Genomic DNA, 25,259 nt, shown 5'->3' with positions numbered 1-25,259 from the left:
GTCGGTGAGTCGTACGGCGTCCGAGGGGGCACTGGCACGTGACACCCGGACCCTCGAGAGGACCCCATGACCACCTGGCTCATCACCGGCTGCTCCACCGGACTCGGACGCGCCTTCGCGCTGGAGGCGCTGGGCCGCGGTCACCGCGTCGCCGTCACGGCTCGCGACGCCTCCTCGGTGCAGGACGTCGTCGACCGTCACCCCGAGACCGCCCTGGCCCTCGCGCTCGACGTCACCGACCCCGACCAGGTGACGGCAGCCGTGGCCGCGACCGAGGAGCGCTTCGGCGGCATCGACGTGGTGGTCAACAACGCCGGCTACGGCTACCGGGCGGCGGTCGAGGAGGGGGAGGACGACGCGGTGCGGCGGCTCTTCGACACCCACGTCTTCGGCACGGTGCGCACGACCAAGGCCGTGCTGCCCGGGATGCGCGAGCGGCGCGCCGGGACGATCGTCAACCTCTCCTCGATCGGCGCGCGCATCATGCCGGAGGGCTCCGGCTACTACGCCGCGGTCAAGGCGGCCGTCGAGGCCCTCACGGCGTCGCTGCGCAAGGAGGTGGCGCCCCTCGGCATCACCGCCGTGGTGGTGGAGCCGGGTGGGTTCCGCACCGACTTCGCCGGACGCTCGCTGACGCAGGCGGCCGAGCCGATCGCCGACTACGCCGAGACGGCGGGCAGACGCCGCAAGGAGCAGGACACCGCCGACGGCAACCAGCCCGGCGACCCCGCCAAGGCGGCCGTGGCGCTGGTCGACGTCGTCGAGTCGGGCGAGGCGCCGTACCTGCTGATGCTCGGCAACGACGCCGTCGACGCCGTACGGAGCTCGCTCGACGCCCTCCGGGCCGACGTCGACGCCTGGGAGCACGTCAGTCGCAGCACCGACCTGGACGAGCCCGTCTGAGGACCTCGTACGGGGGCTCGCACCGGCCCCGGCACGACCCGTGACCGGGCCCTGACGCGATCGGCGCCGCCGGTGCTAGCCTCGCACCGCCAGCCACACGGGAACCCGGTGAGAATCCGGGACTGACGCGCAGCGGTGTGGGTGACGGACGAGGCAGGTCACGTGCGTGACAGCCACTGGACCGCGAGGTCCGGGAAGGCGCCTCGGCCCGGTCGAACCCGAGTCCGAAGACCTGCTGGCCCTTGCGGTGACCGCCGCGAGGTCAGCACAGGGTGACGCGACGAGCCCGAGACCTCCAGGGATCACGATTGCCTGTCCGTGACCGGCGCGACCTCTGCCCCGGCGTGCTGCGCCCCTGGCCCGCCGACGACGGGGGCCTGGTCCGCATCCGGCTCGTGGGCGGGCGGGTGCGCCCTGCCGCGCTGGTCGCGCTCGGGGAGGTCGCCGCGGAGCACGGCGACGGCGAGCTGCACCTGACCACCCGGGCCAACCTGCAGCTGCGCGGGCTCCCGCTCCACGACGGTCGGCTGCCCGCCCAGGTGCTCGCCGCGGTCGAGGCCACCGGCCTGCTCCCGAGCCGCACCCACGAGCTGGCCCGCAACGTGCTGGTCTCGCCGCTGACCGGCGTGGCCGGCGGCCGCGCCGACCTCCGGCCCGTGGCCGCGGAGCTCGACGCCCGGCTCTGCGCCTCCCCGGCGCTCGCCTCCCTGCCGGGACGCTTCCTCTTCGTCCTCGACGACGGCCGTGGGGACCTCGTCGACCTCCAGGGCCTGGTCCGCCGGGGGCCCGACCTCGGCCTGGTCGCCCTCGACGCGACGACGGCGCAGCTCCGGCACGGACGTGAGGGCTGGGGCGACGTCGTTCCCCTCACCGACGCGGCCGCAGCGCTCGTGCACCTCGCCGAGCGCTTCACGCGGCTCCGCGGCACCGAGGCCTCCGCCCCGTGGCACGTCGACGAGCTCGCGGCGCCTCTCGCGGCGCGGCGCCCACGCGACCCCCGCACCCGGGTGCGGGAGGAGCCGATCGACCGCGGCACCGCGAGCGGGCCCGGCTGGACCCATCTCGCCGTGCCCGACGGCACCCTCTCCCCCCGGCTGCTCGCCGAGCTCGACCCGTCCGGACCGGACCTGGTCGTCACGCCGTGGCACGGCATCGTCATCCCGAGGAGCACCCGTGAGCACGACTGAGCCGCGAGCCCCGCGCCGTCACTACGACTACGTCAAGGACGGGCCGGCGATCTACCTCGACTCCTTCGCGACGATCCGGCGCGAGAGCGACCTCGGGGCGGTGCCTCCGAGCGCGGAGAAGGTCGCCGTCCGGATGATCCACGGCAGCGGTCAGGTCGACCTGGTGCGGGACCTCGTCGTCCACCCCGACCTGGGTCCGGCCGCGCGTGCCGCGCTCCGGGAGGGGGCGCCGATCCTCACCGACGCGCGCATGGTGGCGATGGGCATCACCGCCGGCCGGCTCCCCGCCGCGAACGAGGTGCACTGCTACCTCACGGACCGACGCGTCCCGGAGCTCGCCGCCCGCTTCGGGACCACCCGCACCGCCGCCGCCGTGTCGCTGTGGGAGCCGCACCTGGAGGGCGCCGTCGTCGCCATCGGCAACGCGCCGACCGCGCTCTTCCACCTGCTGGAGATGCTGCTGGACGGCTCCCCGAGACCCGCGGCGATCATCGGCTGCCCGGTCGGCTTCATCGGCGCGGCGGAGTCGAAGCAGGCCCTGGTCGACCTGGGCCCGACCCACGGCATCGACGTCCCCTACGTGACCGTGCGGGGCCGGCGCGGCGGCTCGGCGATGGCCTCGTCCGCGGTCAACGCCCTCGCCACGGAGGACGAGTGATGACCACCCCGCTCCCCGCGACCGGACGCCTGTCGTGCGTGGGCATCGGCCCCGGCGACCCCGAGCTGCTCACGCTGAAGGCCGCCCGCCTGATCGACGCCGCCGATGTCGTGGCCTACCACGCGGGCGTGCGCAAGAGCTCGCACGCGCGACGCATCGCCGGTGACCTGGTGCGCCCCGGGACGATCGAGGAGGAGCTCCGCTACCCGGTCACCACCGGCACCACCGACCACCCGGGCGGCTACGCAGGTGCCATGGCCGACTTCTACGAGGAGTCGGCCGCGCGGCTGCGCTCCCACCTGGTCGCGGGTCGCCACGTGGTCCTCCTCGCCGAGGGGGACCCCCTCTTCTACGGCTCGGCGATGTACATGCACGACCGGCTCGGCACCGAGTTCGAGACCGAGGTCGTCCCCGGCGTCACCTCGGTCAGCGGCGCCACGGCCGCGGCCCAGCTGCCGCTCTCCCGCCAGACCGACGTCCTCACCGTGCTGCCCGGCACGCTCCCCGAGCCCGAGCTGGCCCGGCGGCTGGCCGACACCGACGCGGCGGTGATCATGAAGCTCGGGCGCACCTTCCCCGCGGTCCGCCGCGCGCTGGAGGCGGCCGGACGCCTGACCGGCGCGGTCTACGTCGAGCACGCCACGACCGGCCGGGAGCGTCGGATGCCGGTGGCCGAGGTGGACCCGGACGAGGTGCCGTACTTCTCGATCATCGTGGTGCCCGGGGACAGCAAGCCCGCCGTCTCCCGACCGGCCTCCCCCGCGGCCGCGGCCGACCAGCCGGCCGCCGAGCTGGTGGTGGTGGGCCTCGGCCCCGGGCCGGACCACTGGCTCACGCCCGAGGCCGACGAGGCGCTCGCGCAGGTGTCGCACGTCGTGGGCTACGCGCCGTACGTCGACCGCGTGCGGCAGCGCCCCGGCCTCACCCGCCACGCCTCGGGCAACACCGTGGAGACCGACCGCGCCCGCCTGGCTCTCGGGCTCGCGGCCGGGGGCGAGCGCGTGGCGATCGTCTCCGGTGGCGACGCCGGGGTCTTCGGGATGGCCGCCGCGGTCTTCGAGGTGGCCGACGACTTCCCCCAGGTGCCCGTGCGCGTCGTCCCCGGCGTGAGCGCCGTCCAGGCCGTCGCCGCCCGCGCCGGGGCCCCCATCGGCGGCGACTTCGCCGTCATCTCGCTCAGCGACCGGCTCAAGCCCTGGTCGGTGCTGGAGCAGCGTCTGCGGGCCGTGGCCCGTGCCGACCTCGTGCTGGCGATCTACAACCCCGCCTCCCGCAGTCGCCGCGAGCAGGTGGCGACCATGCAGAAGGTGCTGCTGGAGGAGCTCCCGGCCGACCGGGTCGTCGTGGTGGGGCGCGACGTCGGGCGGGCCGAGGAGGAGCTCACCGTCACGACCCTGGCCGAGCTCGACGTCGACCGGGTCGACATGAAGTGCCTGCTGCTCATCGGCGCCAGCGGCACCGGGGTCAGCGCGAGCGGTCGCGTGTGGACGAGTAGAGGAACGACTCCCCCGCGCTGAGGTCGTCGCGCCCGAGGGCCCGGCCGACCAGGACGACGGCGGCCTGGCGGAGTCCGGCGGCCTCCACCTGGTCGGCGATGTCGTCCACGGTCCCCCGCAGCACGAGCTCGCCCGGCTGGCTGGCACGGTGCACCACGACCACGGGGCAGTCCTCGCCCTGGTGGGGTGCCAGCTCGCGCATCGCCTCGCCGACCCGCGCCGTGGCCAGGTGCAGGACGATCGTGGCGCCGGTCGCGCCGAAGGCGGCCAGCGACTCGCCCTCGGGCATCGGCGTCGACCTGGCCTGGACCCGCGTCAGCACCACCGACTGCGCGAGCAGCGGCACGGTCAGCTCGCGCCCGACCAGGGCCGCCGCCGCGGCGTACGCCGGCACCCCGGGCGTCACCTCCCACGGCACCGCGAGGGCGTCGAGCCGGCGGGTCTGCTCGGCGAGCGCGGAGTAGACGCTCGGGTCGCCGCTGGTGAGGCGGACGACCTCGCGCCCGCGCCCGCTGGCCTCCGCCATGACGGCGACCATGGCGTCGAGGTCCAGGTCCTGGGTGTCGACCAGCTCGGCGTCGTCGCGGCAGTGCGCGAGCACCTCCGCATCGAGGTAGGTGCCCGGGTAGAGCACCACGTCGGCGGCGCTCAGCAGGCCGACCGCCCGCAGCGTGAGGAGGTCGTCCGCCCCGGGGCCGGCCCCGACGAAGTGCACGGTCACCGTGCCCCTCCCACGACCAGCGACCACTGGGTGACCGCGCGCGCCGGCGTCCACCCCGTGTAGGAGCCCACGGGCGCGGCGGTCTCGACCGAGATGCGCGTCAGCTCACCGCCGTGGGTCGCGCGGGCGTCCGCCAGCACCCGCTCGGTCTCGAGGGTCACGCCGTGGACGACCAGCCGGCCACCGGGACGCAGGCGGGCGACGCAGCGGTCGACCAGCCCCGCCGTGGTGGCACCTCCCCCGACGAAGACCGCGTCGGGGTCGGGCAGCTCGTCGAGCAGCGCGCCCGAGTCGCCCACCAGCACCTGCACGTCGGGCACGCCGAGCCGGCGCGCGTTGCGGGTGATCGTGGCGGCGCGCTCCGGCTGCCGCTCGACGGCGTACGCCGCGCAGGTCGCGTGCGACCTCGACCACTCGATCGCCACGGACCCTGCGCCCGCTCCCAGGTCCCAGAGCAGCTCACCCGGGCACGGCGCCAGCCGTGCCAGGGCGCTGGCACGGACGTCGCGCTTGGTCAGCTGGCCGTCGTGCTCGTAGGCCGAGTCGGGGAGCCCCGGCGCCCATCCGAGGACCGGGCCACCCTCCCCGCACGCGACGGCGAGCACGTGCAGCGCGGGCGCCTCGACCGACCAGCTCTCCGCGCGCCCGCTGTGCCGCGACTCCCCGGGGCCACCCAGGTCGCCGAGCACCGTCAGCTCGGCCGATCCCCAGCCGTGCGCGGTCAGCAGGCCGGCGACGGCCTCCGGCGTCGTGGCGTCCGAGGAGAGCACGAGGAGCCGGCAGTGGGGGGCGACCTCGCGCAGCACCCGCTCGACGTGCCGCCCGACCGTGGTCAGCACGACCGACTCCTCGGCCGACCAGCCCATGCGGGCCCGGGCCAAGGCCACCGACGAGACGTGGGGGTGCACCGCCACGGCCCCGGCACCGAGCCGCCGCACCAGCGTCGTCCCGACGCCGGAGAGCATCGGGTCGCCGCTGGCCAGCACGACGCAGCCGGGGTGCTGCTCGACGACGCCGACGTCGAAGGGCCGCGGCCACGCGACCCGCCGCTGCCCCGGCACGGCGGGCAGCAGGTCGAGGTGCCGCTCGCCGCCCACGACCACCGCGGCGGACGCCACCAGCTCCCTCGCCGCCGCAGCCAGACCGGGCCAGCCGTCCGCGCCGATGCCGACGACGGTCGCACGCACCTGGCCGGTGGCGTCGGAGGGCTCCTGGGGCACGGCCGCGACCCTAGTCCCCCCGCGTCCGCGGACGTGAGTAGCCTGAGCCGCAGTCGCGAGGTGCCCCCACGGGGGAGAATCTGGGAAGCCGGTGGGAGTCCGGCACAGGCCCGCTGCGGTGACCCGGCCCCGAGCCGGGAAGTCCGAAGACCGGCCTCGCGACGTCACATCCGATGGCGGACGAGCGGGAGCCTCCCATGCCACAGCAGGACCCGACCTACCCCTTCGCCGCGGTCGTCGACCCCGGCGACATGTCGCTGGCCCTGGTGCTCACGACGATCTCGCCCGAGATCGGGGGCGTGCTGGTGCGCGGGGAGAAGGGCACCGCGAAGTCCACCATCGTGCGCGGGCTGGCACGCGTGCTGCCGCCGGTCGAGGTCGACGGCGAGCTCCGCGACGTCCGTCTCGTGGAGCTGCCGGTCGGCGCCACCGAGGACCGCGTGCTCGGCTCGCTGCACCTGGAGAAGGTGCTCTCCACCGGGGAGGCCGAGTACGAGCCCGGGCTGCTGGTCAAGGCCCACCGCGGCCTGCTCTACGTCGACGAGGTCAACCTGCTCCACGACCACCTGGTCGACGTGCTGCTCGACGCGGCCGCCATGGGGCGCTGCACGGTCGAGCGCGACGGGGTCTCGGTCTCGCGCGAGGCGCGCTTCGTGCTCATCGGCACGATGAACCCCGAGGAGGGCGAGCTGCGCCCGCAGCTGCTCGACCGCTTCGGCCTCACGGTCGAGGTGGCGGCCCCTCGCGAGCCCGCCCTCCGCACCGAGGTCGTCCGGCGCCGCATCGCCTACGACGCCGACCCGGAGGCCTTCACCGCGTCGTACGCCGCCGCGCAGCGCGCCCTCACCGAGCGCCTCGCCGAGGCACGACGCCGGATCCCCACCGTTGCGCTTCCCGACGCGATGCTGCTGAAGGTGGCCGAGGTCTGCGCGGCCTTCGAGGTCGACGGCCTCCGCGCCGACCTCGTCACCGCCCGCGCCGCCGTCGCGCACGCGGCGTGGCAGGGCCGCGACGCCGTGACCCTCGACGACGTCCGCGTCGCCGCGCGACTCGCGCTCCCCCACCGTCGCCGCCGCAACCCCTTCGACGCCCCCGGACTCGACGAGGACCTGCTCGACGAGGTGCTGGGTGACGAGGCCGACCCCGAGCCCGACCCCGAGCCGCCCTCCCCCGAGGGCCACCCGGACGGCGAGGGGGACGGCGACGGGGACGGGGACGGCGGGCCCCAGGACGGCGACAGCAGTCCCGGGGACGGGACGTCCTCGGAGGCGGTCGCCGGGGCAACCGACCCGCACGACGTCCCGGCGGCCCAGGAGCAGGCCCAGGAGGAGCCACATGAGCAGCCGCAGCACGGCCCGGGCTCCGGGAGCACGACGACCACCGGGGCGGGAGCGCCGTACCGGGCGCGGCTCTTCCAGGTCGGCGGCACCGGCGCGGGCGAGGCCGGCAAGCGCAGCCGGGCGACCACCGACACCGGCCGCCGGGTCGGCGCCCGACCGGGCGACCACGGCGGCGTGCACCTGCTCGAGACCGTCCGGGCCGCCGTCCCGCACCAGGTCGCGCGCGGACGGGCGTCCGGCCGGCTGCGGCTGCGCGCCGACGACCTGAGGGTCGCCGTGAGGGAGGGCCGCGAGTCGAACCTCGTGCTCTTCTGCGTCGACGCCTCGGGCTCGATGGCCGCGCGACGCCGCATGGAGCAGGTCAAGACCGCCATCCTCAGCCTGCTGCTCGACGCCTACCAGCGCCGCGACAAGGTCGGACTGGTCACCTTCCGCGGCCACGGGGCCGACCTGGCGCTGCCGCCCACCCACTCCGTCGAGGTGGCGGCCCGGCGGCTGGAGGAGCTGCCCGCCGGTGGGCGTACGCCGCTCGCCGAGGGTCTGCTCGAGGCCGGGCGGGTGCTCGCGCTGGAGCGCGTGCGCGACCCCCGGCGCCGCCCGCTGCTCGTCGTCGTGACCGACGGCCGCGCCACGGCCGGCGCCGACCCAGTAGGCCGCAGCCGGCTCGCCGGGTCGTGGCTGGCCGAGCAGGGCGTCGCCAGCCTCGTCGTCGACTGCGAGGCCGGGCCGATGCGGCTCGGGATGGCCGGGGTGCTGGCCGAGCACCTGCGGGCCGAGCACGTGCCGATCACCGAGGTGACCGCCGACCGGCTGGCCGACGTCGCTCGCGCAGGGCGGGCCGCGTGACGACCGCGGGCACCCTCACGACGCCCGAGCGGCTGCGCGACGCGCTCTACGAGGTGGTCGGCCGGCGCCGCGACGTGCGACGCGAGTTCAGCGACGTACCGCTCGACGACGACGTGCTGCACCGCGTGCTCGCCGCCGCCCACGCCGCACCGAGCGTCGGCAACAGCCAGCCGTGGGACTTCGTGCTGGTGCGCGACCCCGCGACCCGCGAGGCCTTCCGCGACCACGTGGCCGCCGAACGGGGGGTCTTCGGCGAGTCGCTGCCGCCCGAGCGCCGCGAGACCTTCGCCCGCATCAAGGTCGAGGGCATCTGCGAGGCCGCGCTCGGCGTGGTCGTCACGTACGACGCCACCCGCGGCGGGCCCCACGTGCTGGGCCGCCACGCGATCGCCGACGCCGGGCTCTACTCGACCTGCCTGGCCGTGCAGAACCTCTGGCTCGCCGCCACCGCGGAGGGCCTGGGCGTCGGCTGGGTGTCGTTCTACCGGCCGCCCTTCCTGCGCGACCTGCTGGGCATCCCCGGGCACGTGCTGCCGGTGGCGTGGCTGTGCCTCGGGCCGGTGACGCACCTCGAGGAGGTGCCCGACCTGGAGCGCCACGGCTGGCGCTCGCGACGTCCGCTGGAGGCAGCCGTGCACCACGACCGCTGGCACGACGAGCAGGGAGACGCCTGATGCCGCAGGGCAAGCCGCTGGAGGTGCCCGACGACGGGCTGACGACCGCGCAGCGACGCCGGCTGCCGCTGCTGATGGTCAACACCGGCGACGGCAAGGGGAAGTCGACGGCCGCCTTCGGGCTGGCGATCCGGGCGTGGAACCACGGCTGGGACGTCGGGGTCTTCCAGTTCGTGAAGTCCGCCAAGTGGCGCATCGGCGAGCAGTCGGTGCTCGAGCGGCTCGGCGAGCTGCACCGCGAGACCGGCGAGGGCGGGCCTGTCGAGTGGCACAAGATGGGCTCGGGCTGGTCGTGGTCGCGCAAGGAGGGGTCCGAGGAGGACCACGCCCGCGACGCGGCCGAGGGCTGGGCCGAGGTCAAGCGGCGGCTGGCCGAGGAGCGCCACGACCTCTACGTGCTCGACGAGTTCACCTACCCCATGGAGTGGGGCTGGGTCGACGTCGACGACGTCGTCGAGACCCTGCGCGACCGACCGGGCCGCCAGTTCGTCGTGGTCACCGGCCGGCGGGCGAACCCGAGGCTGGTCGAGGTCGCCGACACCGTCACCGACATGGGCAAGGTCAAGCACCAGATGGACCGAAGCCAGAAGGGCCAGCAGGGGATCGAGTGGTGAGCCCGTGCTGACGTCCCTGCCGCGGCTCGTCGTCGCCGCCCCCGCCACCGGCTCCGGCAAGACGACGGTCACCACGGGCATCATCGCCGCGCTCGCCCGGCGCGGCCTCGAGGTCTCGGGCCACAAGGTCGGACCCGACTACATCGACCCCGGCTACCACGCGCTCGCCTCGGGGCGCCCCGGCCGCAACCTCGACCCCCACCTGTGCGGGCCCGACGCGATGGTCCCGCTGCTGCTGCACGGGGCGCGGGGCGCCGACGTCGCGGTCGTCGAGGGCGTGATGGGTCTCTTCGACGGCAAGGTCGGCACCGACGGCTTCTCCTCGACCGCCCACGTCGCCACCCTCACCTGCTCCCCCGTCGTGCTCGTCGTCGACGTCTCGCGCGCCTCCCGCTCGCTCGGGGCGGTGGTCCACGGCATGGCGACGTACGACGACGCGGTGGACGTCGTGGGCGTCGTGCTCAACCAGGTCTCGTCGCCCCGCATGGTCGAGGAGGTACGCCGCGCCATGCCGCTGCCCGTGCTGGGCGCGCTCCCCCGCGACGCCGACGTCAGCGCCCCGTCGCGCCACCTCGGGCTGGTGCCCGCCGCCGAGCGCGGCCTCGCCGCCGACGCGCTCGACCGGCTGGCCGCGCAGGTCGAGGCGCACCTCGACCTCGACGCCCTGCTCGACGTCGCCCGCGCCGCCCCCGCCCTCGACGGCGAGGCCTGGGACGCGGGCGCCGCGCTGGAGGCCTCTGGGGCCAGGGGTCAGCGGCACGCGGGCCCGGACGGACCCGTTGCCCCGAGGACCCGCCCCGTGGTCGCCGTCGCGGGCGGACGGGCCTTCACCTTCCGCTACGCCGAGACCGAGGAGCTGCTGCGGGCGGCAGGGTGCGAGCCGGTCGCGTTCGACCCCATGGGCGACGCCGGGCTGCCGGCGGGCACGCGCGGGATCTACCTCGGTGGCGGCTTCCCCGAGGTGCACGCCGCCGAGCTGACGGGCAACGCGCCGCTGCGCCGGGAGCTGGCCGCGGCCGTCGCCGACGGGGTGCCGACCGTCGCCGAGTGCGCGGGCCTGCTCTACCTCGCCGACACCCTCGACGGCGCCCCGATGGTGGGGGCGGTGCCGGCGAGCGCCGCCATGCACGAGCGGCTGACGCTGCGCTACCCCGAGGCGGTCGCGCCGCACGACACGCTGCTGACCCGGGCGGGCGAGCGGGTCACCGGCCACGAGTTCCACCGCACCCGCACCGACCCCGGTCACGGACCGGTGCCGGCGTGGGAGGTCGACGGGACCGCCGAGGGCTTCGCCGGCCCGACGCTGCACGCGTCGTACCTGCACACCCACTGGGCGGGCCACCCGCAGCTGGCCGCCCGCTTCGCCGAGGCGGTCCGCTCCCACGACCACGCGCATGCCTGACCTGCGCCACCACGGCGACGTCGAGGCCACGCCGGGCCTCGTCGACCTCGCCGTCAACGTCTTCCCCGGCTCCCGCCCCGGCTGGCTCGACGACGCGCTGCGGGTCAGCCTCGACCACGTCGGCCGCTACCCCGACCCCACCGCCGCCGAGGCCGCACTGGCGGCCTACCACCACCGCCCGGCCGCCCACTGCGTCGCCACCGCCGGCGCCGCGGAGGCCTTCACGCTGCTGGCCCGGCGGCCGTGGCGGCACCCGGTGGTGGTGCACCCGCAGTTCACCGAGCCGCACGCCGCGCTGCTGGCCGCGGGCCACGAGGTCGACGCCGTGGTCGCGCCGGAGCCCTTCGCGCTGCCCGCCGTTCCTGACACCGCCGACCTCGTGGTGCTCGGCAACCCCACCAACCCGACCGGCGTGCTCCACCCGGCCGGCGCCGTGAGAGCGCTGCTCCGGCCCGGGCGGCTCGTGGTGGTCGACGAGGCCTTCATGGACGCCGTGCCCGGTGAGCCCGCGTCGCTAGCCGACGTCGTGACGCCCGGTCTCGTCGTCGTGCGCAGCCTCACCAAGCAGTGGTCGATCCCCGGCATCCGGGCCGGCTACCTGCTGGGCCACCCCGACGACGTCGCCCCGCTGCGCGCCGCCCGTACGCCGTGGTCGGTCTCGACCCCCGCCGCGGCCGCGATGACGGCGTGCGCGAGCGAGCGGGCCCGCACTGAGTCCGTACGCCGCGCCGGCCTGCTGGCCGGCTGGCGGGCCCACCTCGAGGCCGGCCTCGCCGACGTCGGGGTCCACCACGTGCCATCGAGCACCGCCTTCGTGCTCGCGCGGCCCGGCGACGGCGTGCACGCCCGGCTGCGCGAGGCCGGGGTCGCCGTACGTCGCTGCGACACCTTCCCCGGGCTCGACGCGAGCTGGGTCCGGCTCGCCGTGCGACCACCCGAGGTCACCGACCGGGTGCTGCCGCTGCTCGCCGCAGCGTCCCGCTCCTGAGTCCTCGTCCGACACCGGCGCGGGGGGTGCAGACGTCGACGCGTGGATGCCCTAGGGTGCGGAGCGCAGGTCGCGGAAGCCGGTGCAAGTCCGGCACGGTCGCGCCACTGTGAGCCACCCGGGCGACCGGGTGGTGAGTCAGACACGACGGCCTGCACACCACCCCGACAACCAGGGACGCTGAATCCCTGAGGAGGCACCATGTCGTCGTCGCACGCCGCCACACCCGCCACCGCCCTTCCCGGCGCACTTCCCGGCGAGGTGCCGAGCATCCCGCTGCGGCGGCTCGCCCCCTGGGCGCTGTTCCTCGGCCTCGCCGCACTGCTCGTGCTCTTCTTCGTCTCCGCCGACCAGGGCGCGGTCTCGATCCCCGCCGGCACGGCGATCCACGAGTTCGTGCACGACGGCCGGCACCTGCTCGGCTTCCCCTGCCACTGACGCGCGCAGGAGCCACCGCGATGAATCCCCGATCGTTCCTGGTCCGGGGCCTGCTGGTCGGTCTCGTGGCCGGCCTGCTCGCCTTCGCCGTCGCCTTCGTCGTGGGCGAGCCCCACGTCGAGCGCGCCATCGAGCTCGAGGAGAGCGCAGCGGCCCCGGCCGAGCCCGCCTCCGACGGCCACTCCCACTCCCACTCCGACGACGAGGCGACCGCCGGTCACAGCCACGGCGACGAGGCCGGCGGCACCAGCCGGGAGACCCAGCGCACCTGGGGCCTGCTGACCGCCACCGTCGCCGTCGGCGTCGCCCTGGGCGGCCTGGTCGGGCTGGTCTCCGCCGCCGCGGCGGGACGCCTCGGCCGGCTGTCGCTGCGTGGCTCGACCCTGGTCGTCGCCGGCGCCGGCTTCGTGGCCACCGCGCTGGTGCCGTGGCTGAAGTACCCGCCCAACCCGCCCGCCGTCGGCAGCGGCGAGACCATCGGGTCGCGCACCGCCCTCTACTTCGGGCTGCTGGCGCTCTCGGTGCTCGCGGCGTGGGCCGCGGTGCTGCTGGCCCGGCGGGTCGCGGCCGGCCGGGGGGCCTTCGACGGGGTGCTGGCCGGCGTGGCGGCGTACGTCGTCGCGATGATGCTCGTCACGGCCCTGATGCCGGCCGTCGACGAGCTGGGCGACTTCCCCGCCAGCACGCTGTGGGCCTTCCGGCTCGCCTCGCTGCTCACCCTCGCCACCACCTGGGCGGTGATCGGCCTCGGTCTGGCGTGGTCGCTCGGCCGGGTGCAGCGCGAGGCGCAGGAGCAGGCGGCGCGCCGCGAGCTGGCCGCCAGCCTGTGAGGGCCCCGGACGCGCAGGCTGCCCGGGAGGCCGCCGCGCGGCTCGCCGGGCTGGCCGTGCCGGCGGGTGCGCTCGGGCGGCTCGGTGACCTCGGCACCTGGCTCGCCGCCTGCCAGGGCGGGGTGCCACCGGAGCCGCCGGGCAACGTCCGCCTCGCGATCTTCGCCGGCGACCACGGCGTCGCGGCGTACGGCGTCAGCGCCTACCCGCCGGCCATCACGCAGGCCATGGTCGGCACCTTCCTGGCCGGTCGGGCCGGGGTCAACGCCCTGGCCCGGGCACACGACGTCAGCGTGCGCGTCGTCGACGTCGGCGTCGACAGCGACGACGCGGGGCCGCTGAGGGTGCGCCGCGGGTCGGGAGCGATCCACCTCGAGGACGCGCTGTCCCGCGACGAGACCGCCCGTGCCCTCGACGTCGGCCGCCTGGTCGCCGAGGAGGAGGTCGCCGCCGGTGCCGACCTGCTGCTCTCCGGCGACATGGGCATCGGCAACACCACGCCCGCCGCGGCGCTGGTGGCCGCCGGGCTCGGCCTGCCCGCCGCGGAGGTCGTCGGCCGCGGCACGGGCGTCGACGACGCCGGCCTGGCCCGCAAGGCCGAGGTCGTCGACGCCGCCCTCCGGCGCGCGGGCGAGCGGGTGACCGACCCCCTCGAGACCCTCACCGCCCTCGGCAGCGCCGACCTGGCCGCGGCCACGGGCTACCTGCTGACCGCCGCGCGGCTCGGCGTGCCCGTGCTCCTCGACGGCCTGATGGCCGTGGCCTGCGCGCTCACGGCCGACCGCATCGAGCCGGGCGTCGCCGCCTGGTGCGCGGCCGGCCACCGCTCGACCGAGCCCGCCCAGTCGCTCGCGCTCGACAAGCTCGGCCTGGCGCCGCTGCTCGACCTCGACCTGCGCCTGGGCGAGGGCAGCGGGGCCGTCGCCGCCGTGCCGCTCGTGCGTGCCGCGGCGGCGCTGCTCTCCGAGGTCGCCCTGCTGGCGGACCTGCTGCCACCGGATGCGTGACGGCTGGCGGCTCGCGCTGGGGATGCTGACGGCGGTGCGCGTCGGCATGCCCTCGCGGGTCGACCGGGCCGTCGCACGCGACGCGATGCTGCTGGCCCCGCTCGCCGTCGCTCCGCTGGGGCTGGGCGTGCTCCTCGTCGGCCTCGTGGGGCTCGGGCTCGACCTCCCGGGCCTGGTGGTCGGGCTGCTCTCGGTCGCCGTGCTGGTGCTCGGCACCCGCGCCTTCCACGTCGACGGGCTCTCCGACACCGCCGACGGGCTGACCGCCTCGCTCGACCGCGACCGGGCGCTCGCCGCGATGCACACGAGCACCTCGGGGCCCGCGGGCAGCGCGGCCGTCGTGCTGGTGCTGGGGCTGCAGGCGGCCGGGCTCGCCTCGCTGGTCACCACCTGGCGCGGCGTCGTGACCGCCGCGGTCGTCGTGTGCCTCTCGCGGCTCGCGCTGTGGCTGGCCTGTCGTCACGGTGTCCCGGCGGCACGCGAGGGCGGGCTCGGGTCGACGTACGCCGGCACCGTCCCGACCCCTCTCGCCGTCGCCGGCTGGCTCGTCGCGGGGATGGTGCTCACCCTCCTGGTCACCTGGGACGACGGCGACTGGTGGCGCGGGCCGCTGGCCGCGGCGCTCGGCGCCCTCGTCGTCGTCCTCGTCGTACGTCGTGCCGTCACGCGGATCGGCGGCACCAACGGCGACGTCTACGGCGCGAGCATCGAGCTGTGCCTGGCCGGGCTGCTGGGTGGCACTGGCGCTGGAGCACCGGCTGCACCCGCCCGGACCCCACCGCGTGCCGAGGCCGCCGGCCGCGCTGCGGCGTCGCGGCGTGGCGCACGTCGTGGTGCTGGTCGGCGGCGCGGCTGCGTTCGGCGTGCTGCTCGAGCGCGCGACGAGCGACCGCCCCACGGCGCACGTCCTGGCCACGGCCGCGGCCACCTGGGCCGTGCTCGGTGGCACGTCGCTGGAGCGCGAGGCGCACGCCGTCGCGGGCCTGCTCGAGCGCCGGGACCTGCCCGCTGCCCGCCAGCGGCTGACCCACCTCGTGGGCCGCGACCCGAGCCGACTCGACGAGGACGAGGTGGCCCGGGCCGTGGTGGAGTCGGTCGCCGAGAACACCTCCGACGCGGTCGTCGCCCCGCTGGTGCTGGGCGCGGTGCTCGGGGTCCCGGGACTGGTGGGCCACCGCGCCGCCAACACCCTCGACGCGATGGTCGGCCTCCGCAGCGAGCGGTACGCCGACTTCGGCTGGGCGTCGGCCCGCCTCGACGACCTGCTGGCCCTGCCCGGGTCGCGCCTGAGCGCCCTGCTCGCCGTCGGCCTCGGTCACGACCACGTCGGGGCGTGGCGCACCTGGCGGCGCGACGCGCCGGGGCACCCCTCCCCCAACGCCGGACCCGTCGAGGCGGCGTTCGCCGGGGCCCTCGGGGTGCGGCTCGGGGGCCGCAACACCTACGGCGACCGCGTCGAGCACCGTCACCTCCTCGGCGACGGCCCACCGCCCCGGGTCACCGACGTGCGCCGCGCCACCGCCCTCGCGCGCCGGGTCGACGCCGGCGCGATCCTCCTCGCCGCCATGGTCGCCGGTCTCGGCCGGCGTCGGGCGGCGTCCGGGCTCCCGCTCAGCCCCGCCGGGCGGCCACGAAGGAGCGGATGCCGACCACGAGGTAGACGACGAGCACCACGAAGGTGACGGTGCCGCTGACGACGGCCAGCGGACGCTCGCTGTCGCCCGAGACGAGGTCGCCGAGGCCGAGCACGTTGGGGACGGTGCCGAGCACCCCGACGAGCGCCACCACGAGCGCGGCGTGGATGCCGATCTTGGGCCGACGGGCGCCGACGACGCCGCACACCACGAGGAGGGCGCCGAGCACCGACGGGATGAAGGCCGTCAGGCTGCGGGAGTCGGACAGCAGGTAGCCCAGCACGCCCACGACGACGAGGATCGCGCCCACGACCACCGTGGTGCGGGGGACGCTGCTGGTCGACGGGCTGGTGACCGGAGTGCTCACGGGGGGTGCTCCTCGCTCGGGTGGGCTGGCGTCTCGAACCTACCGAGCGACGGCGCGGTGCTCACGCCGCGCCGACGTGAGGTCGCCCACCTCTCCCTACAGCCGCAGCACCCGTCCCGCGACGACCAGGTGGACCTCGTCGCAGGCAGCGGCGAGCCGCTGGTTGCCGGTGCCGAGCAGGTCGCGGAAGAGCCGGCCGGAGCGGTGCGACGGCACCACGCCGAGGCCGACCTCGTTGGTCACCAGCACGACCGGTCCCGCGGCCGCGGTGAGGGCCGCGACCGCGTCGACGAGCAGCGCGTCGACGTGGGCGTGCACCTGTGCCCCCGGCGCCTCCCACAGCGCGGCGGCGTCGACGACCGCGGAGAGCCAGGTGCCGAGGCAGTCGACGATCACCGGGCCGGGGGTGGCGAGGGCGGCGGCGAGGTCGCGGCTCTCAAGCGTCGTCCAGCCGGCCGGGCGGCGGGCGCGGTGGGCGGCGACCCGCTCGGCCCAGTCGGGGTCGGGGTCCTCCGCGGTCGTCGGCCCGGGGGCGACGTACGTCGCGGGCCCGTCGCCGAGCAGGGCCTCGGCGTGGCGCGACTTGCCGGAGCGGACGCCGCCGGTGACGAGGACCTTCACCGGTGCATCCTCACCCACGCCGCGGCCTGAGCGACGTCGGCCACGGTGCGTGCGCCGGTGGGGGCGGGGGGCCGCGCCACCACGACGACCGGGACGCCCAGCGTCGCGGCGGCGTCGAGCTTGGCGCGGGTCAGCGCGCCGCCGGAGTCCTTGGTGACGAGCACGTCGACGCCGTGGCGCGCCATCAGCGAGCGCTCGCCCGCGACGTCGTAGGGCCCCCGGTCGCGCAGCAGCGTCCACGCGGGCGGCAGCCGGTGCTCGGGCGCGTCGACCACGCGCACCAGGGCGGCCGCCCCCTCCAGGGGTGCGACGAAGTCGCCGAGCGACTGCCGGCCCACGGTCAGGAAGGGTCGCTCCCCCAGCCCTGCGGCGAGTCGGGCCGCCGCGGCATGGTCGGGCACCGGACGCCAGTCGCCGACCGGCTCCCAGCCGGGGCGCTGCAGCCGCAGCAGCCGGTCGCGCGCCACGGCCCGGGCCGCGTGGTCGGAGATGGTGGCGGCGAAGGGGTGCGTCGCGTCGACCACCAGGTCGTACGCCGCCGCCGCGCGCGCGAGGCCGTCGACCCCGCCGAAGCCGCCGATCCGCACCTCGCCGACGGGCAACGCCGGGTCGCGCACCCGCCCCGCGAGCGAGGTCGTCACCTCGACGCCGTCGTCGACCAGGGCGCGGGCCAGGCCCCGCGCCTCCCCCGTGCCGCCGAGCACCAGCACCCTCACCGCACGCCCTCCCGCGCGAGTGCGAGAAGGCCATCGACGTCGAGGTGCTCCTCGACGAGGTCGCCGAGCAGCTCGAGCCGGGCCTCGCGCGCGGCGGGGAAGCCGGCCTCGGAGGCGACCCCCAGCGCACGCCGCAGGTAGGCGTCGCGGTGGGCGTCGTCCTCGAGCGCGCCGTGGACCATGGTGCCGGTGACCTCCCCGGCCTCGCGCTCGCCGGTGACCCGGCCGTGGTGGATCTCGTAGCCGGCGGGCTCGTGCCGCCGGAGCACCTTGTCGGCAGTGAACTCGGTGCGCAGGTCGAGCAGGCCCAGGCCCTCGACGGTGGTGGGCGGGCCCTCGACGCCGTGGGGGTCGGCGACCTCGCGCCCCAGCATCTGGCAGCCGCCGCAGATGCCGAGCACCGGTCGTCCCGCCCGGGCGTGGGCCACCACGACCTCGTCGAGACCGCGCTCGCGCAGCCACGCCAGGTCGCTGATGGTCGCGCGGGTGCCGGGGAGCACGACGAGGTCGGCGTCGGCCAGGGCGCGCGGCGTGGAGGCGAAGTAGACGTCGAGCGCCGGCTCGAGCCCGAGCGCGTCGACGTCGGTGAAGTTCGAGATCCTCGGGAGTCGCACCACGGCCACGCGCACCCGTCCCGCGCGGGCGCGCCGGCCCTCGAGGTCGAGCGCGTCCTCGCTGTCGAGCCACAGGTCGGGCCGCCACGGCAGCACGCCCCACACCGGTCGACCGGTGCGCGCGGCGATCTCGTCGACCCCGGGCTGCAGCAGGCCGCGGTCGCCGCGGAACTTGTTGACCACCCAGCCCGCCACCAGCCGCCGGTCGGCCTCGTCGAGCAGCATCAGGGTGCCGTAGAACGCCGCGAACACCCCGCCGCGGTCGATGTCGCCGACCACCACGGTCGGCAGGTCGGCGTGCCGCGCGAGCCCCATGTTGACGTAGTCGCTGCTGCGCAGGTTGATCTCGGCGGGGCTGCCCGCCCCCTCGGCGACCACCACGTCGTAGCGCGAGGCGAGGTCGTCGTACGCCGCCCACGCGGCCTCGGCGAGGTGGCGCCGCCCGGTGGCGAAGTCGGTCGCGCTCACCGAGCCGCCCGGGCGTCCCATCACGACGACGTGGCTGCGGTGGTCGCTGCCGGGCTTGAGCAGCACGGGGTTCATCGCCGCCTCGGGCTCGGCGCGCGCGGCCAGCGCCTGCACCCACTGGGCGCGTCCGATCTCGTCGCCGGCGCCGGTGACCATCGAGTTGTTGGACATGTTCTGCGCCTTGTACGGCGCCACCCGCACGCCCCGGCGCGCCAGCGCGCGGCACAGGCCTGTCGTGACCACGCTCTTGCCTGCGTCGGAGGTGGTGCCGGCGACCAGCAGACCGCTCACGCCAGCCGCCCGCCGCGGGTGCGCTCCATCCGGTGGGGCTCGAGGGCGTGCGGGAGCGGACCGCCCTCGCTGATCCAGCCGACCAGCTCCTCGGTGGCGCCCTTGTCCAGCACCCCGCCGAGCCAGGTGTCGGTCGGGCGGCGGCCACGCGTGAAGTCGCGCACGAGCACGACGTTGCTGCGGTCGCACTCGTCGAGGCACTCCACGACTCGCACGCGGACGCCGTCGACGTCGCCGCAGGCGAGCAGCGCGTCGCGCTGTGCGTCGTGGTCGGTGCGGGGATGCTTGCTCGCCGTGCCGCAGCAGCAGTCGCGGCACACCAGCACGTCGCGCTCGGGCAGGGTCATGCAGGCCCCCTCAGCAGGTAGAGATCCATCACCCAGCCGGCGTCGGTCTCGGCCTCGGCACGCGCGCGCTCCAGCGCCTCGCGCACGTCGCCGACGCGGCCGCTCACGAGCCGCTCGCCGCGGGCGCCGAGGTTGGCGCCCCACCAGATGCTCCAGTCGTCGAGCCCGTCGAGCCGCACCCCGCTGGTCAGCATGACGACGAGGTTGCGCTGGCCCTGCTCGACCGCTTCGGCCTGGCGGCGCTGGGTCGTCACGTGCACCGGGCGTCCGACCTCGTGGAGCACGACGCCGTGGCGCGCGGCCAGCAGCTGCGGCGCGCTGATGCCGGCGACGACCCTGGTGCGGGCACCGAGGTCCGCGGCGACGCGGTCGACCACGCGGATGGTCGAGTCGTAGAGCGCCGGGTCGCCCCAGACCAGGAAAGCCGGGTCGCCCTCGCGCCCGGCCACCGCGCTCCCCCAGGCCCGCGCCCGGGCGTCGTGCCAGTCGCGCACGGCCCCGTCGTAGCTGCTCGCGTCGCGGTGCTCCGAGCGGTCGCGCGGCGGGTCGTCGACCTCGACGACCTCGAGCCCGTGAGCCGCGGCGAGCTCACGGCGCACCGCGAGCAGCGGGTCGTCGTCGCGCTTGCGCGCCGCCACGACGTACGCCGCCTCCCCCAGCGCCGCCGCGGCCTCCGGCGTCACGTGCTGGGGGCCCATGCCCACGCCGACCACGTGGATGGTGAGGGCGCTGGTCATGCCGGCGCTCCTCGGTGGTCGAGGTGTCCGAGCCCCTGGGCGAGGACCTCGAGACCCCCGCACCCGACGACGGCGCGCACCTCAGCGGTCCTCGAGGTCACCCTCGAGCTCCAGGTAGACGGCCTGCATCTGCGCCAGCAGGTCGGGGTCGGGCGACTCCCACAGGCCGCGCTCGACGGCCTCGTGGAGCTTCTCCACGATGCCGCGCAGCGCCCACGGGTTGGCGTCCTTCATGAACTGCTGGTTGGTCTCGTCGAGCACGTACTCCTGCGCGAGCGAGGCGTACATCCAGTCGTGCACCACACCGGCGGTGGCGTCGAAGCCGAAGAGGTAGTCGACGGTGGCGGCGAGCTCGAAGGCGCCCTTGTAGCCGTGGCGCTGCATCGCACCGATCCAGCGCGGGTTGACCACCCGGGAGCGGAAGACGCGGTTGGTCTCCTCCTGCAGGGTGCGGGTGCGCACGGCGTCGGGCGAGGTGGAGTCGCCGACGTAGGCCCGCGGCGAGGCGCCGGTGAGCGCACGCACCGTCGCGACCATGCCGCCGTGGTACTGGAAGTAGTCGTCGGAGTCGGCGATGTCGTGCTCGCGGGTGTCGACGTTCTTGGCCGCCACCTTGATGCGCCGGTAGTTGGCGCGCATGTCGTCGGCGGCCGGGCGGCCGTCGAGGTCGCGGCCGTAGGCGAAGCCGCCCCACTGCGTGTAGACCTCGGCGAGGTCCTGGTCGTCGCGCCAGGTGCCCGACTCGACGACCTGCAGGATGCCGGCGCCGTACGAGCCCGGCTTGCTGCCGAAGACCCGGGTCGTCGCACGCCGCTCGTCGCCGTGCTCGGCGAGGTCGGCCTGGGCGTGAGCACGCACGAAGTTCTGGTCCAGCGGCTCCTCGAGCGCCGCGACCGTGCGCACGGCGTCGTCGAGCATCGCCACGACGTGCGGGAAGGCGTCGCGGAAGAAGCCGGAGATCCGCACCGTGACGTCGATCCGCGGACGGCCGAGCTCGTCGAGCGGCACCACGGCGAGCTCGTGGATGCGGCGCGAGGCCTCGTCCCACACGGGCCGCACGCCGAGCAGCGCCAGCACCTCGGCGACGTCGTCGCCGCTGGTGCGCATCGCGCTGGTGCCCCAGACCGACAGCCCCACCGACTCGGGGTAGCCGCCGGTCTCGTCGAGGTACTTGGCCACCAGCGACTCGGCCATCGCCTGGCCGGTGTCCCAGGCCAGGCGCGACGGCACGGCACGGGGGTCGACGGTGTAGAAGTTGCGCCCGGTCGGCAGCACGTTGACCAGGCCACGCAGCGGCGACCCCGACGGGCCGGCCGGCACGAAGCCGCCCTCGAGGGCGTGCAGCACCATGTCGAGCTCGCGGTCGGTGCCCGCGAGCCGCGGCACGACCTCGGTCGCGGCGAAGCGCAGCACCTGCTGCACGACGGGGTCGTCGTGCAGGCCGGGGACGGCGTCGACGGACCAGCCGGCCGCCTCCATGCGCTCGACCAGGCTCCGGGCCTGCGCCTCGATCTCGTCGACGGCGCCGACCTGCTCGGAGCCCTCCTTGAGACCGAGCGCCGTGCGCAGCCCGGGCACGGCGTGCTGCTGACCGCCCCAGACCTGCTGGGCGCGCAGGATCGCGAGCACGAGGTCGACCCGGGCCTGGCCGGTCGGTGCGCCGCCGAGCACGTGCAGGCCGTCGCGGATCTGGGCGTCCTTGATCTCGCAGAGCCAGCCGTCGACGTGGAGCAGGAAGTCGTCGAACTCCTCGTCCTCGGGCCGCTCGTCGAGGCCGAGGTCGCGGTGCATCTCGGCGGCGTGCATCAGCTGCCAGATCTCGCCCCGGATCGCCGGGAGCTTGGCGGGGTCCATCGCGGCGATGTTGGCGTGCTCGTCGAGCAGCTGCTCCAGCCGCGCGATGTCGCCGTAGGACTCCGCCCGGGCCATCGGCGGGATCAGGTGGTCGACGATCGTGGCGTGGGCGCGGCGCTTGGCCTGGGCGCCCTCCCCCGGGTCGTTGACGAGGAACGGGTAGACCAGCGGCAGGTCGGCGATCGTCTGGTCGGTGGCGCAGCTGGCCGACAGGGCGGCGTTCTTGCCCGGCAGCCACTCCATCGAGCCGTGCTTGCCGAGGTGCACCACGGCGTGGGCGCCGAAGCCGCCCTCGGTCTCGGGCGCGCGCAGCCAGCGGTACGCCGCGAGGTAGTGGTGGGTGACCGCGAGGTCGGGGTCGTGGTAGATCGCGACGGGGTTCTCGCCGAAGCCACGGGGCGGCTGGATCAGCAGCACGACGTTGCCCGCCTGGATGGTGGCGAGCACCATCTCGCCGGCGTCGTTGACGAAGAGCGTGCCGGGCGCGGGGCCCCACGCCTCCTCGATGTCGGAGCGCAGGTCGTCGGGCAGGTCGGCGGTCCACGCGGCGTACTGCTCGCCGGTGATGCGTACGTGCGCGTCGGTGAGCTGCGCGTTGGTCAGCCACTCCTCGTCCTGGCCGCCGGCGTCGATGAGCGCGTGGATGAGGGTGTTGCCGGCCTCGGTCTCGTCGTCGAGGTCCAGGCCCGGAATCGCTCCGGGGGCGCCGAGGTCGTAGCCGGCGTCGCGCATCTTCCGGAGCAGCCGGATGGTCGAGGCGGGCGTGTCGAGGCCGACGGCGTTGCCGACGCGGGAGTGCTTGGTCGGGTACGCCGACAGCATCAGCGCGACCTTGCGCTCGGCCGCCGGGATGTGCCGCAGCCGCGCGTGGTTGACGGCGATGCGGGCCACGCGGTCGCAGCGCTCGGGGTCGGCGACGTACCGCGGCAGGCCGTCCTCGTCGATCTCCTTGAAGGAGAAGGGCGCGGTGATGATGCGGCCGTCGAACTCGGGGATGGCGATCTGGGTGGCGGAGTCGAGCGGCGTGACTCCGTCGTCGTTGGCCTCCCACTCGGCGCGGCTGCTCGTGAGCGAGAGCGCCTGGAGGACCGGGATGTCGAGGGCGGCGATGCGCTCGACGTCCCACGCGTCGTCGTCGCCGCCGGCGCTGACGTCGGCCGGGGTGCTGCCGCCGGCGGCGAGCACGGTCACGACGAGGGCGTCGAGGGTGCCGAAGGCGTCGAAGAGCTCGTCGGGCGCCGAGCGCAGCGAGCCCGCGAAGACGGGGACGCCGACCGCCTCGCCCGTCGCGGTGACGGCGCGGGCCAGGTCGTGGGCGAAGGCGTGGTTGCCGGAGGCCTCGTGGGCCCGGTAGTAGAGCACCCCGACGCGCGGCCGAGCGCTGGCCCCGCTGGTCGATCCCGTCGAGACCGCTGCCGGCTCGTGCATCCCCCACTGCGGCACGCTGACGGGCGCCTCGAAGCCCTCGCCGGTCAGCAGGACGGTGTCGGAGAGGAAGGCGTGCAGCTGGGCGAGGTTGGCCGGGCCGCCCTCGGCGAGGTAGCGGTGGGCCTCGGCGGCGACCCCGATGGGCGCGCTGGAGAGCTCCATCAGCTCGGCGCTGGGCTGCTGCTCCCCTCCCAGCACGACCATCGGCATGCCCGTGCCCTTGATGCGGGCGAAGCCGGAGCAGAGGTCCTCGGCGCCGCCGAGCACGCGACCGACCACGAGGTCGCAGCCCTCGATGGTCTCGGCCATCGACTGGTGCCCCGGGCGGCCGGGGTTGGCCCACACGTAGTCGGCACCCGAGGCTCGCGCCGAGAGCAGGTCGGTGTCGGACGTCGACAGCAGGGCGATCTTCACGAGAGGGCCTTCCGGTGGCGGGGCAGCTGGAGGTCGGAGACGGGTCGGTGCTCGACCAGGTGCTCGGTGGCGATGCGGCGCACGGCGTCGGGGGTGACGGCGCCGTACCAGGTGTCGTCAGGCTGCACGGCGACGACGGGAGCGTGGTTGCACGGGAACAGGCAGGCGGTGTGGGTCAGCAGCACGTCGTCGTCGCCCTGGCCGAGCCGCATGAGCTCGAGCACGAGGGCCTCGGCGACGGCCTCGGAGCCCCTCGCCGTGCAGCGAGGGCCGCGGCAGAGCAGCACCTGGTGGGCGTGGGCGGGCACGTCCTCCCAGGCGGCCGAGACCATCGGGGCCTCGCGTCCGTCGAGCGGGCGGAGGAGCGCGCCGGAGGAGTCGGTGACGATGGCGCGGAGCACGTCGGCGTCCCCGACGAGGGTCGGGGCGACGGCCACCTCGGGCCGCGGCCCGGTGCGCTCACGCCACCAGTGGCCGGCCACGCGGCGCAGCCAGCTCGCGCCGGGCGCCAGCCGCGCCTGGGACACCCCGACGACGTCGACCGGCACGTCGCTCTCGTCGGCGAGCCGGTCGAGCACCCGGGCCAGCGACGGGTCGCCGAGCTGCAGGTGCGCGACGTGGGCGGCGTACGGCGCCGCCAGCGCGCGCAGCGCCTCGTCGTCGGCCGCCTCGCGTGCCGACATCCCGACGAGCAGCAACCGCCGCGCGTCACGGGTCGCCCCGTCCATCACCTGCTCCAAGCCCTCGTGGAATGCGTTGCCCCGGGGGGCGTGCCGTGGCCGGTCTCCTGGCTTCCGTGTCACCACCCGGCGACCGACCTTCCCGGGCTCGCACCCAGTGGCCCTGACCGGTCTCCCGGACAGCGGGGGTCGCCGTGCTCGACGGCTACAGTGGCGAGGGCCGCGCCGGCTTCAGACCGGCTTCCCGTGCACCACGGCAACCGCAACGTACCAGGGCACCGACGCGCCGTGCTCGTGCGCCACCCGCGGTCCTCGCGGGTCCAGGACGGCTGCGACACAGACGCCACAGCCCCCGATCCGCAGGGCTGCGGAGTCAGGGGCTGGATGGTCTCGGTGGGCGATACTGGGTTCGAACCAGTGACCTCTTCGGTGTGAACGAAGCGCGCTACCACTGCGCCAATCGCCCGAGCGGTGCACACCTTAGCGCAGCCCACCGTCCCCTCCGACCGGGGGTTGCGGGGACGCGGCGCCGCAGCCACGCCACCGGTTTTCGTCACTGCTGTTACACCTGTGACTCGAAAACTCGCAGCAACTGGGCCAACCGTGACTAGACCACTGGTAGTTGAAAATAGACCAGTCGAGGTCAGCGGATAGACCACCTCGTGTACATAACGGACATTTGGAGCGACGACCTGCGGACGCGACTCGGAACAAGGCACTGTTCTCCCATCGCGTTGAGGGGCGCGAAGAGGTTCCGTGGAGGG

23 protein-coding genes, 1 tRNA gene, 1 pseudogene and 4 riboswitches are annotated in these 25,259 nt (G+C 75.7%); of the genes and pseudogenes, 14 read left to right on the top strand and 11 right to left on the bottom strand.

The genetic code is table 11. From position 1 onward, the window contains the following. Positions 1 to 66 precede the first annotated feature (66 nt). The 4 genes from IG63_RS0109660 (at position 67) to IG63_RS0109645 (ending at position 4,265) form a co-directional block, all read left to right on the top strand. Complete coding sequence (locus IG63_RS0109660) at positions 67 to 903, top strand: oxidoreductase (protein WP_030484164.1); 837 nt, start codon at positions 67 to 69, stop codon at positions 901 to 903. Positions 904 to 962: 59 nt separating this feature from the next. After that, positions 963 to 1,157: riboswitch (cobalamin riboswitch) on the top strand. Positions 1,158 to 1,211: 54 nt separating this feature from the next. Continuing rightward, entirely contained in the window at positions 1,212 to 2,090 is an 879-nt protein-coding gene (locus IG63_RS0109655) for a hypothetical protein (protein ID WP_030484163.1), read from the top strand. Next, positions 2,077 to 2,748 (top strand): precorrin-8X methylmutase, encoded by a 672-nt coding sequence (locus tag IG63_RS0109650; RefSeq protein ID WP_030484162.1) that lies wholly within the window; start codon positions 2,077 to 2,079, stop codon positions 2,746 to 2,748. The genes IG63_RS0109655 and IG63_RS0109650 overlap by 14 nt, the downstream gene beginning before the upstream one ends. Continuing rightward, positions 2,748 to 4,265: a precorrin-2 C(20)-methyltransferase gene (locus tag IG63_RS0109645; RefSeq protein WP_030484161.1), complete on the top strand. Its 1,518-nt coding sequence runs from the start codon at positions 2,748 to 2,750 to the stop codon at positions 4,263 to 4,265. The genes IG63_RS0109650 and IG63_RS0109645 overlap by 1 nt, the downstream gene beginning before the upstream one ends. Here the strand turns inward: IG63_RS0109645 and IG63_RS0109640 are convergent. Both IG63_RS0109640 and cbiE read right to left on the bottom strand, forming a co-directional pair. Beyond that, positions 4,213 to 4,965 (bottom strand): cobalt-precorrin-4/precorrin-4 C(11)-methyltransferase, encoded by a 753-nt coding sequence (locus tag IG63_RS0109640; protein ID WP_030484160.1) that lies wholly within the window; start codon positions 4,963 to 4,965, stop codon positions 4,213 to 4,215. The two genes, IG63_RS0109645 and IG63_RS0109640, sit on opposite strands and share 53 nt — an antisense overlap. Beyond that, a complete protein-coding gene (cbiE, locus tag IG63_RS0109635) occupies positions 4,962 to 6,185 on the bottom strand; it encodes a precorrin-6y C5,15-methyltransferase (decarboxylating) subunit CbiE (RefSeq protein WP_051706491.1) in 1,224 nt (407 codons plus the stop codon). Before cbiE ends, IG63_RS0109640 begins: the two co-directional genes overlap by 4 nt. Before the next feature lie 41 nt (positions 6,186 to 6,226). Further along, positions 6,227 to 6,358, top strand: a riboswitch (cobalamin riboswitch). Between the two features lie 24 nt (positions 6,359 to 6,382). Between cbiE and IG63_RS0109630 the strand changes: the two genes are divergently transcribed. From IG63_RS0109630 to cbiB, 10 genes and pseudogenes are all read left to right on the top strand, one after another. Then, on the top strand, positions 6,383 to 8,371 hold the full coding sequence (locus tag IG63_RS0109630) for a VWA domain-containing protein (protein WP_030484158.1): 1,989 nt from the start codon (positions 6,383 to 6,385) through the stop codon (positions 8,369 to 8,371). Further along, positions 8,368 to 9,045 (top strand): 5,6-dimethylbenzimidazole synthase, encoded by a 678-nt coding sequence (gene bluB / locus IG63_RS0109625; protein ID WP_245604380.1) that lies wholly within the window; start codon positions 8,368 to 8,370, stop codon positions 9,043 to 9,045. The genes IG63_RS0109630 and bluB overlap by 4 nt, the downstream gene beginning before the upstream one ends. Beyond that, positions 9,045 to 9,659, top strand: coding sequence for a cob(I)yrinic acid a,c-diamide adenosyltransferase (cobO, locus tag IG63_RS0109620; protein WP_030484156.1), 615 nt, complete (start codon positions 9,045 to 9,047; stop codon positions 9,657 to 9,659). Before bluB ends, cobO begins: the two co-directional genes overlap by 1 nt. Positions 9,660 to 9,663: 4 nt before the next feature. Next, positions 9,664 to 11,061, top strand: coding sequence for a cobyrinic acid a,c-diamide synthase CobB (locus tag IG63_RS23550; protein ID WP_245604379.1), 1,398 nt, complete (start codon positions 9,664 to 9,666; stop codon positions 11,059 to 11,061). Next, a complete protein-coding gene (cobC, locus tag IG63_RS23545; protein ID WP_245604378.1) occupies positions 11,054 to 12,049 on the top strand; it encodes an Rv2231c family histidinol phosphate aminotransferase CobC in 996 nt (331 codons plus the stop codon). The genes IG63_RS23550 and cobC overlap by 8 nt, the downstream gene beginning before the upstream one ends. A 50-nt stretch (positions 12,050 to 12,099) precedes the next feature. Beyond that, positions 12,100 to 12,219: riboswitch (cobalamin riboswitch) on the top strand. Positions 12,220 to 12,250: 31 nt separating this feature from the next. Then, positions 12,251 to 12,487 carry a CbtB domain-containing protein gene (locus IG63_RS0109610; RefSeq protein WP_030484155.1) on the top strand — a complete coding sequence of 79 codons (237 nt, stop codon included), beginning with the start codon at positions 12,251 to 12,253 and terminating at the stop codon, positions 12,485 to 12,487. A gap of 20 nt (positions 12,488 to 12,507) precedes the next feature. After that, on the top strand, positions 12,508 to 13,317 hold the full coding sequence (locus tag IG63_RS0109605) for a CbtA family protein (protein WP_030484154.1): 810 nt from the start codon (positions 12,508 to 12,510) through the stop codon (positions 13,315 to 13,317). Beyond that, positions 13,314 to 14,324, top strand: a complete 1,011-nt coding sequence (cobT, locus tag IG63_RS0109600) for a nicotinate-nucleotide--dimethylbenzimidazole phosphoribosyltransferase (RefSeq protein WP_030484153.1) — start codon at positions 13,314 to 13,316, stop codon at positions 14,322 to 14,324. The genes IG63_RS0109605 and cobT overlap by 4 nt, the downstream gene beginning before the upstream one ends. Further along, positions 14,317 to 15,036 (top strand): annotated as a pseudogene (locus IG63_RS22110) (adenosylcobinamide-GDP ribazoletransferase); the annotation flags it as partial. The gene cobT and the pseudogene IG63_RS22110, both read left to right, overlap by 8 nt. Before the next feature lie 22 nt (positions 15,037 to 15,058). Next, entirely contained in the window at positions 15,059 to 16,006 is a 948-nt protein-coding gene (cbiB, locus tag IG63_RS0109590) for an adenosylcobinamide-phosphate synthase CbiB (RefSeq protein WP_084596911.1), read from the top strand. Here the strand turns inward: cbiB and IG63_RS0109585 are convergent. The 9 genes from IG63_RS0109585 to IG63_RS0109545 form a co-directional block, all read right to left on the bottom strand. Then, positions 15,936 to 16,325, bottom strand: a complete 390-nt coding sequence (locus IG63_RS0109585; protein ID WP_051706489.1) for a hypothetical protein — start codon at positions 16,323 to 16,325, stop codon at positions 15,936 to 15,938. The two genes, cbiB and IG63_RS0109585, sit on opposite strands and share 71 nt — an antisense overlap. A gap of 96 nt (positions 16,326 to 16,421) precedes the next feature. Continuing rightward, the gene (locus IG63_RS0109580) at positions 16,422 to 16,946 is read right to left on the bottom strand and encodes a bifunctional adenosylcobinamide kinase/adenosylcobinamide-phosphate guanylyltransferase (protein ID WP_030484150.1); all 525 of its coding nucleotides are present in this window, start codon (positions 16,944 to 16,946) and stop codon (positions 16,422 to 16,424) included. Continuing rightward, positions 16,943 to 17,662 carry a cobalt-precorrin-6A reductase gene (locus IG63_RS0109575; protein WP_030484149.1) on the bottom strand — a complete coding sequence of 240 codons (720 nt, stop codon included), beginning with the start codon at positions 17,660 to 17,662 and terminating at the stop codon, positions 16,943 to 16,945. Before IG63_RS0109575 ends, IG63_RS0109580 begins: the two co-directional genes overlap by 4 nt. Next, entirely contained in the window at positions 17,659 to 19,035 is a 1,377-nt protein-coding gene (locus IG63_RS0109570) for a cobyric acid synthase (RefSeq protein ID WP_030484148.1), read from the bottom strand. The genes IG63_RS0109575 and IG63_RS0109570 overlap by 4 nt, the downstream gene beginning before the upstream one ends. Then, a complete protein-coding gene (locus IG63_RS0109565) occupies positions 19,032 to 19,382 on the bottom strand; it encodes a hypothetical protein (RefSeq protein ID WP_036194993.1) in 351 nt (116 codons plus the stop codon). The genes IG63_RS0109570 and IG63_RS0109565 overlap by 4 nt, the downstream gene beginning before the upstream one ends. Then, positions 19,379 to 20,119 carry a precorrin-6A synthase (deacetylating) gene (gene cobF / locus IG63_RS0109560; protein WP_030484146.1) on the bottom strand — a complete coding sequence of 247 codons (741 nt, stop codon included), beginning with the start codon at positions 20,117 to 20,119 and terminating at the stop codon, positions 19,379 to 19,381. The genes IG63_RS0109565 and cobF overlap by 4 nt, the downstream gene beginning before the upstream one ends. Positions 20,120 to 20,200: 81 nt before the next feature. After that, a complete protein-coding gene (gene cobN, locus IG63_RS0109555; RefSeq protein ID WP_030484145.1) occupies positions 20,201 to 23,815 on the bottom strand; it encodes a cobaltochelatase subunit CobN in 3,615 nt (1,204 codons plus the stop codon). After that, positions 23,812 to 24,543, bottom strand: a complete 732-nt coding sequence (locus IG63_RS0109550) for a (2Fe-2S) ferredoxin domain-containing protein (RefSeq protein WP_157210098.1) — start codon at positions 24,541 to 24,543, stop codon at positions 23,812 to 23,814. The genes cobN and IG63_RS0109550 overlap by 4 nt, the downstream gene beginning before the upstream one ends. A gap of 32 nt (positions 24,544 to 24,575) precedes the next feature. Continuing rightward, a riboswitch (cobalamin riboswitch) is annotated at positions 24,576 to 24,766 on the bottom strand. A 123-nt stretch (positions 24,767 to 24,889) separates the two neighbouring features. Then, positions 24,890 to 24,961: transfer RNA gene (locus IG63_RS0109545), tRNA-Val, on the bottom strand. Positions 24,962 to 25,259: the final 298 nt, after the last annotated feature.

The sequence above is a fragment of the Nocardioides aequoreus genome, from assembly GCF_000720335.1.
Classification (GTDB): domain Bacteria; phylum Actinomycetota; class Actinomycetes; order Propionibacteriales; family Nocardioidaceae; genus Marmoricola; species Marmoricola aequoreus.
This window is presented reverse-complemented; position numbering and strand designations above follow the sequence as displayed.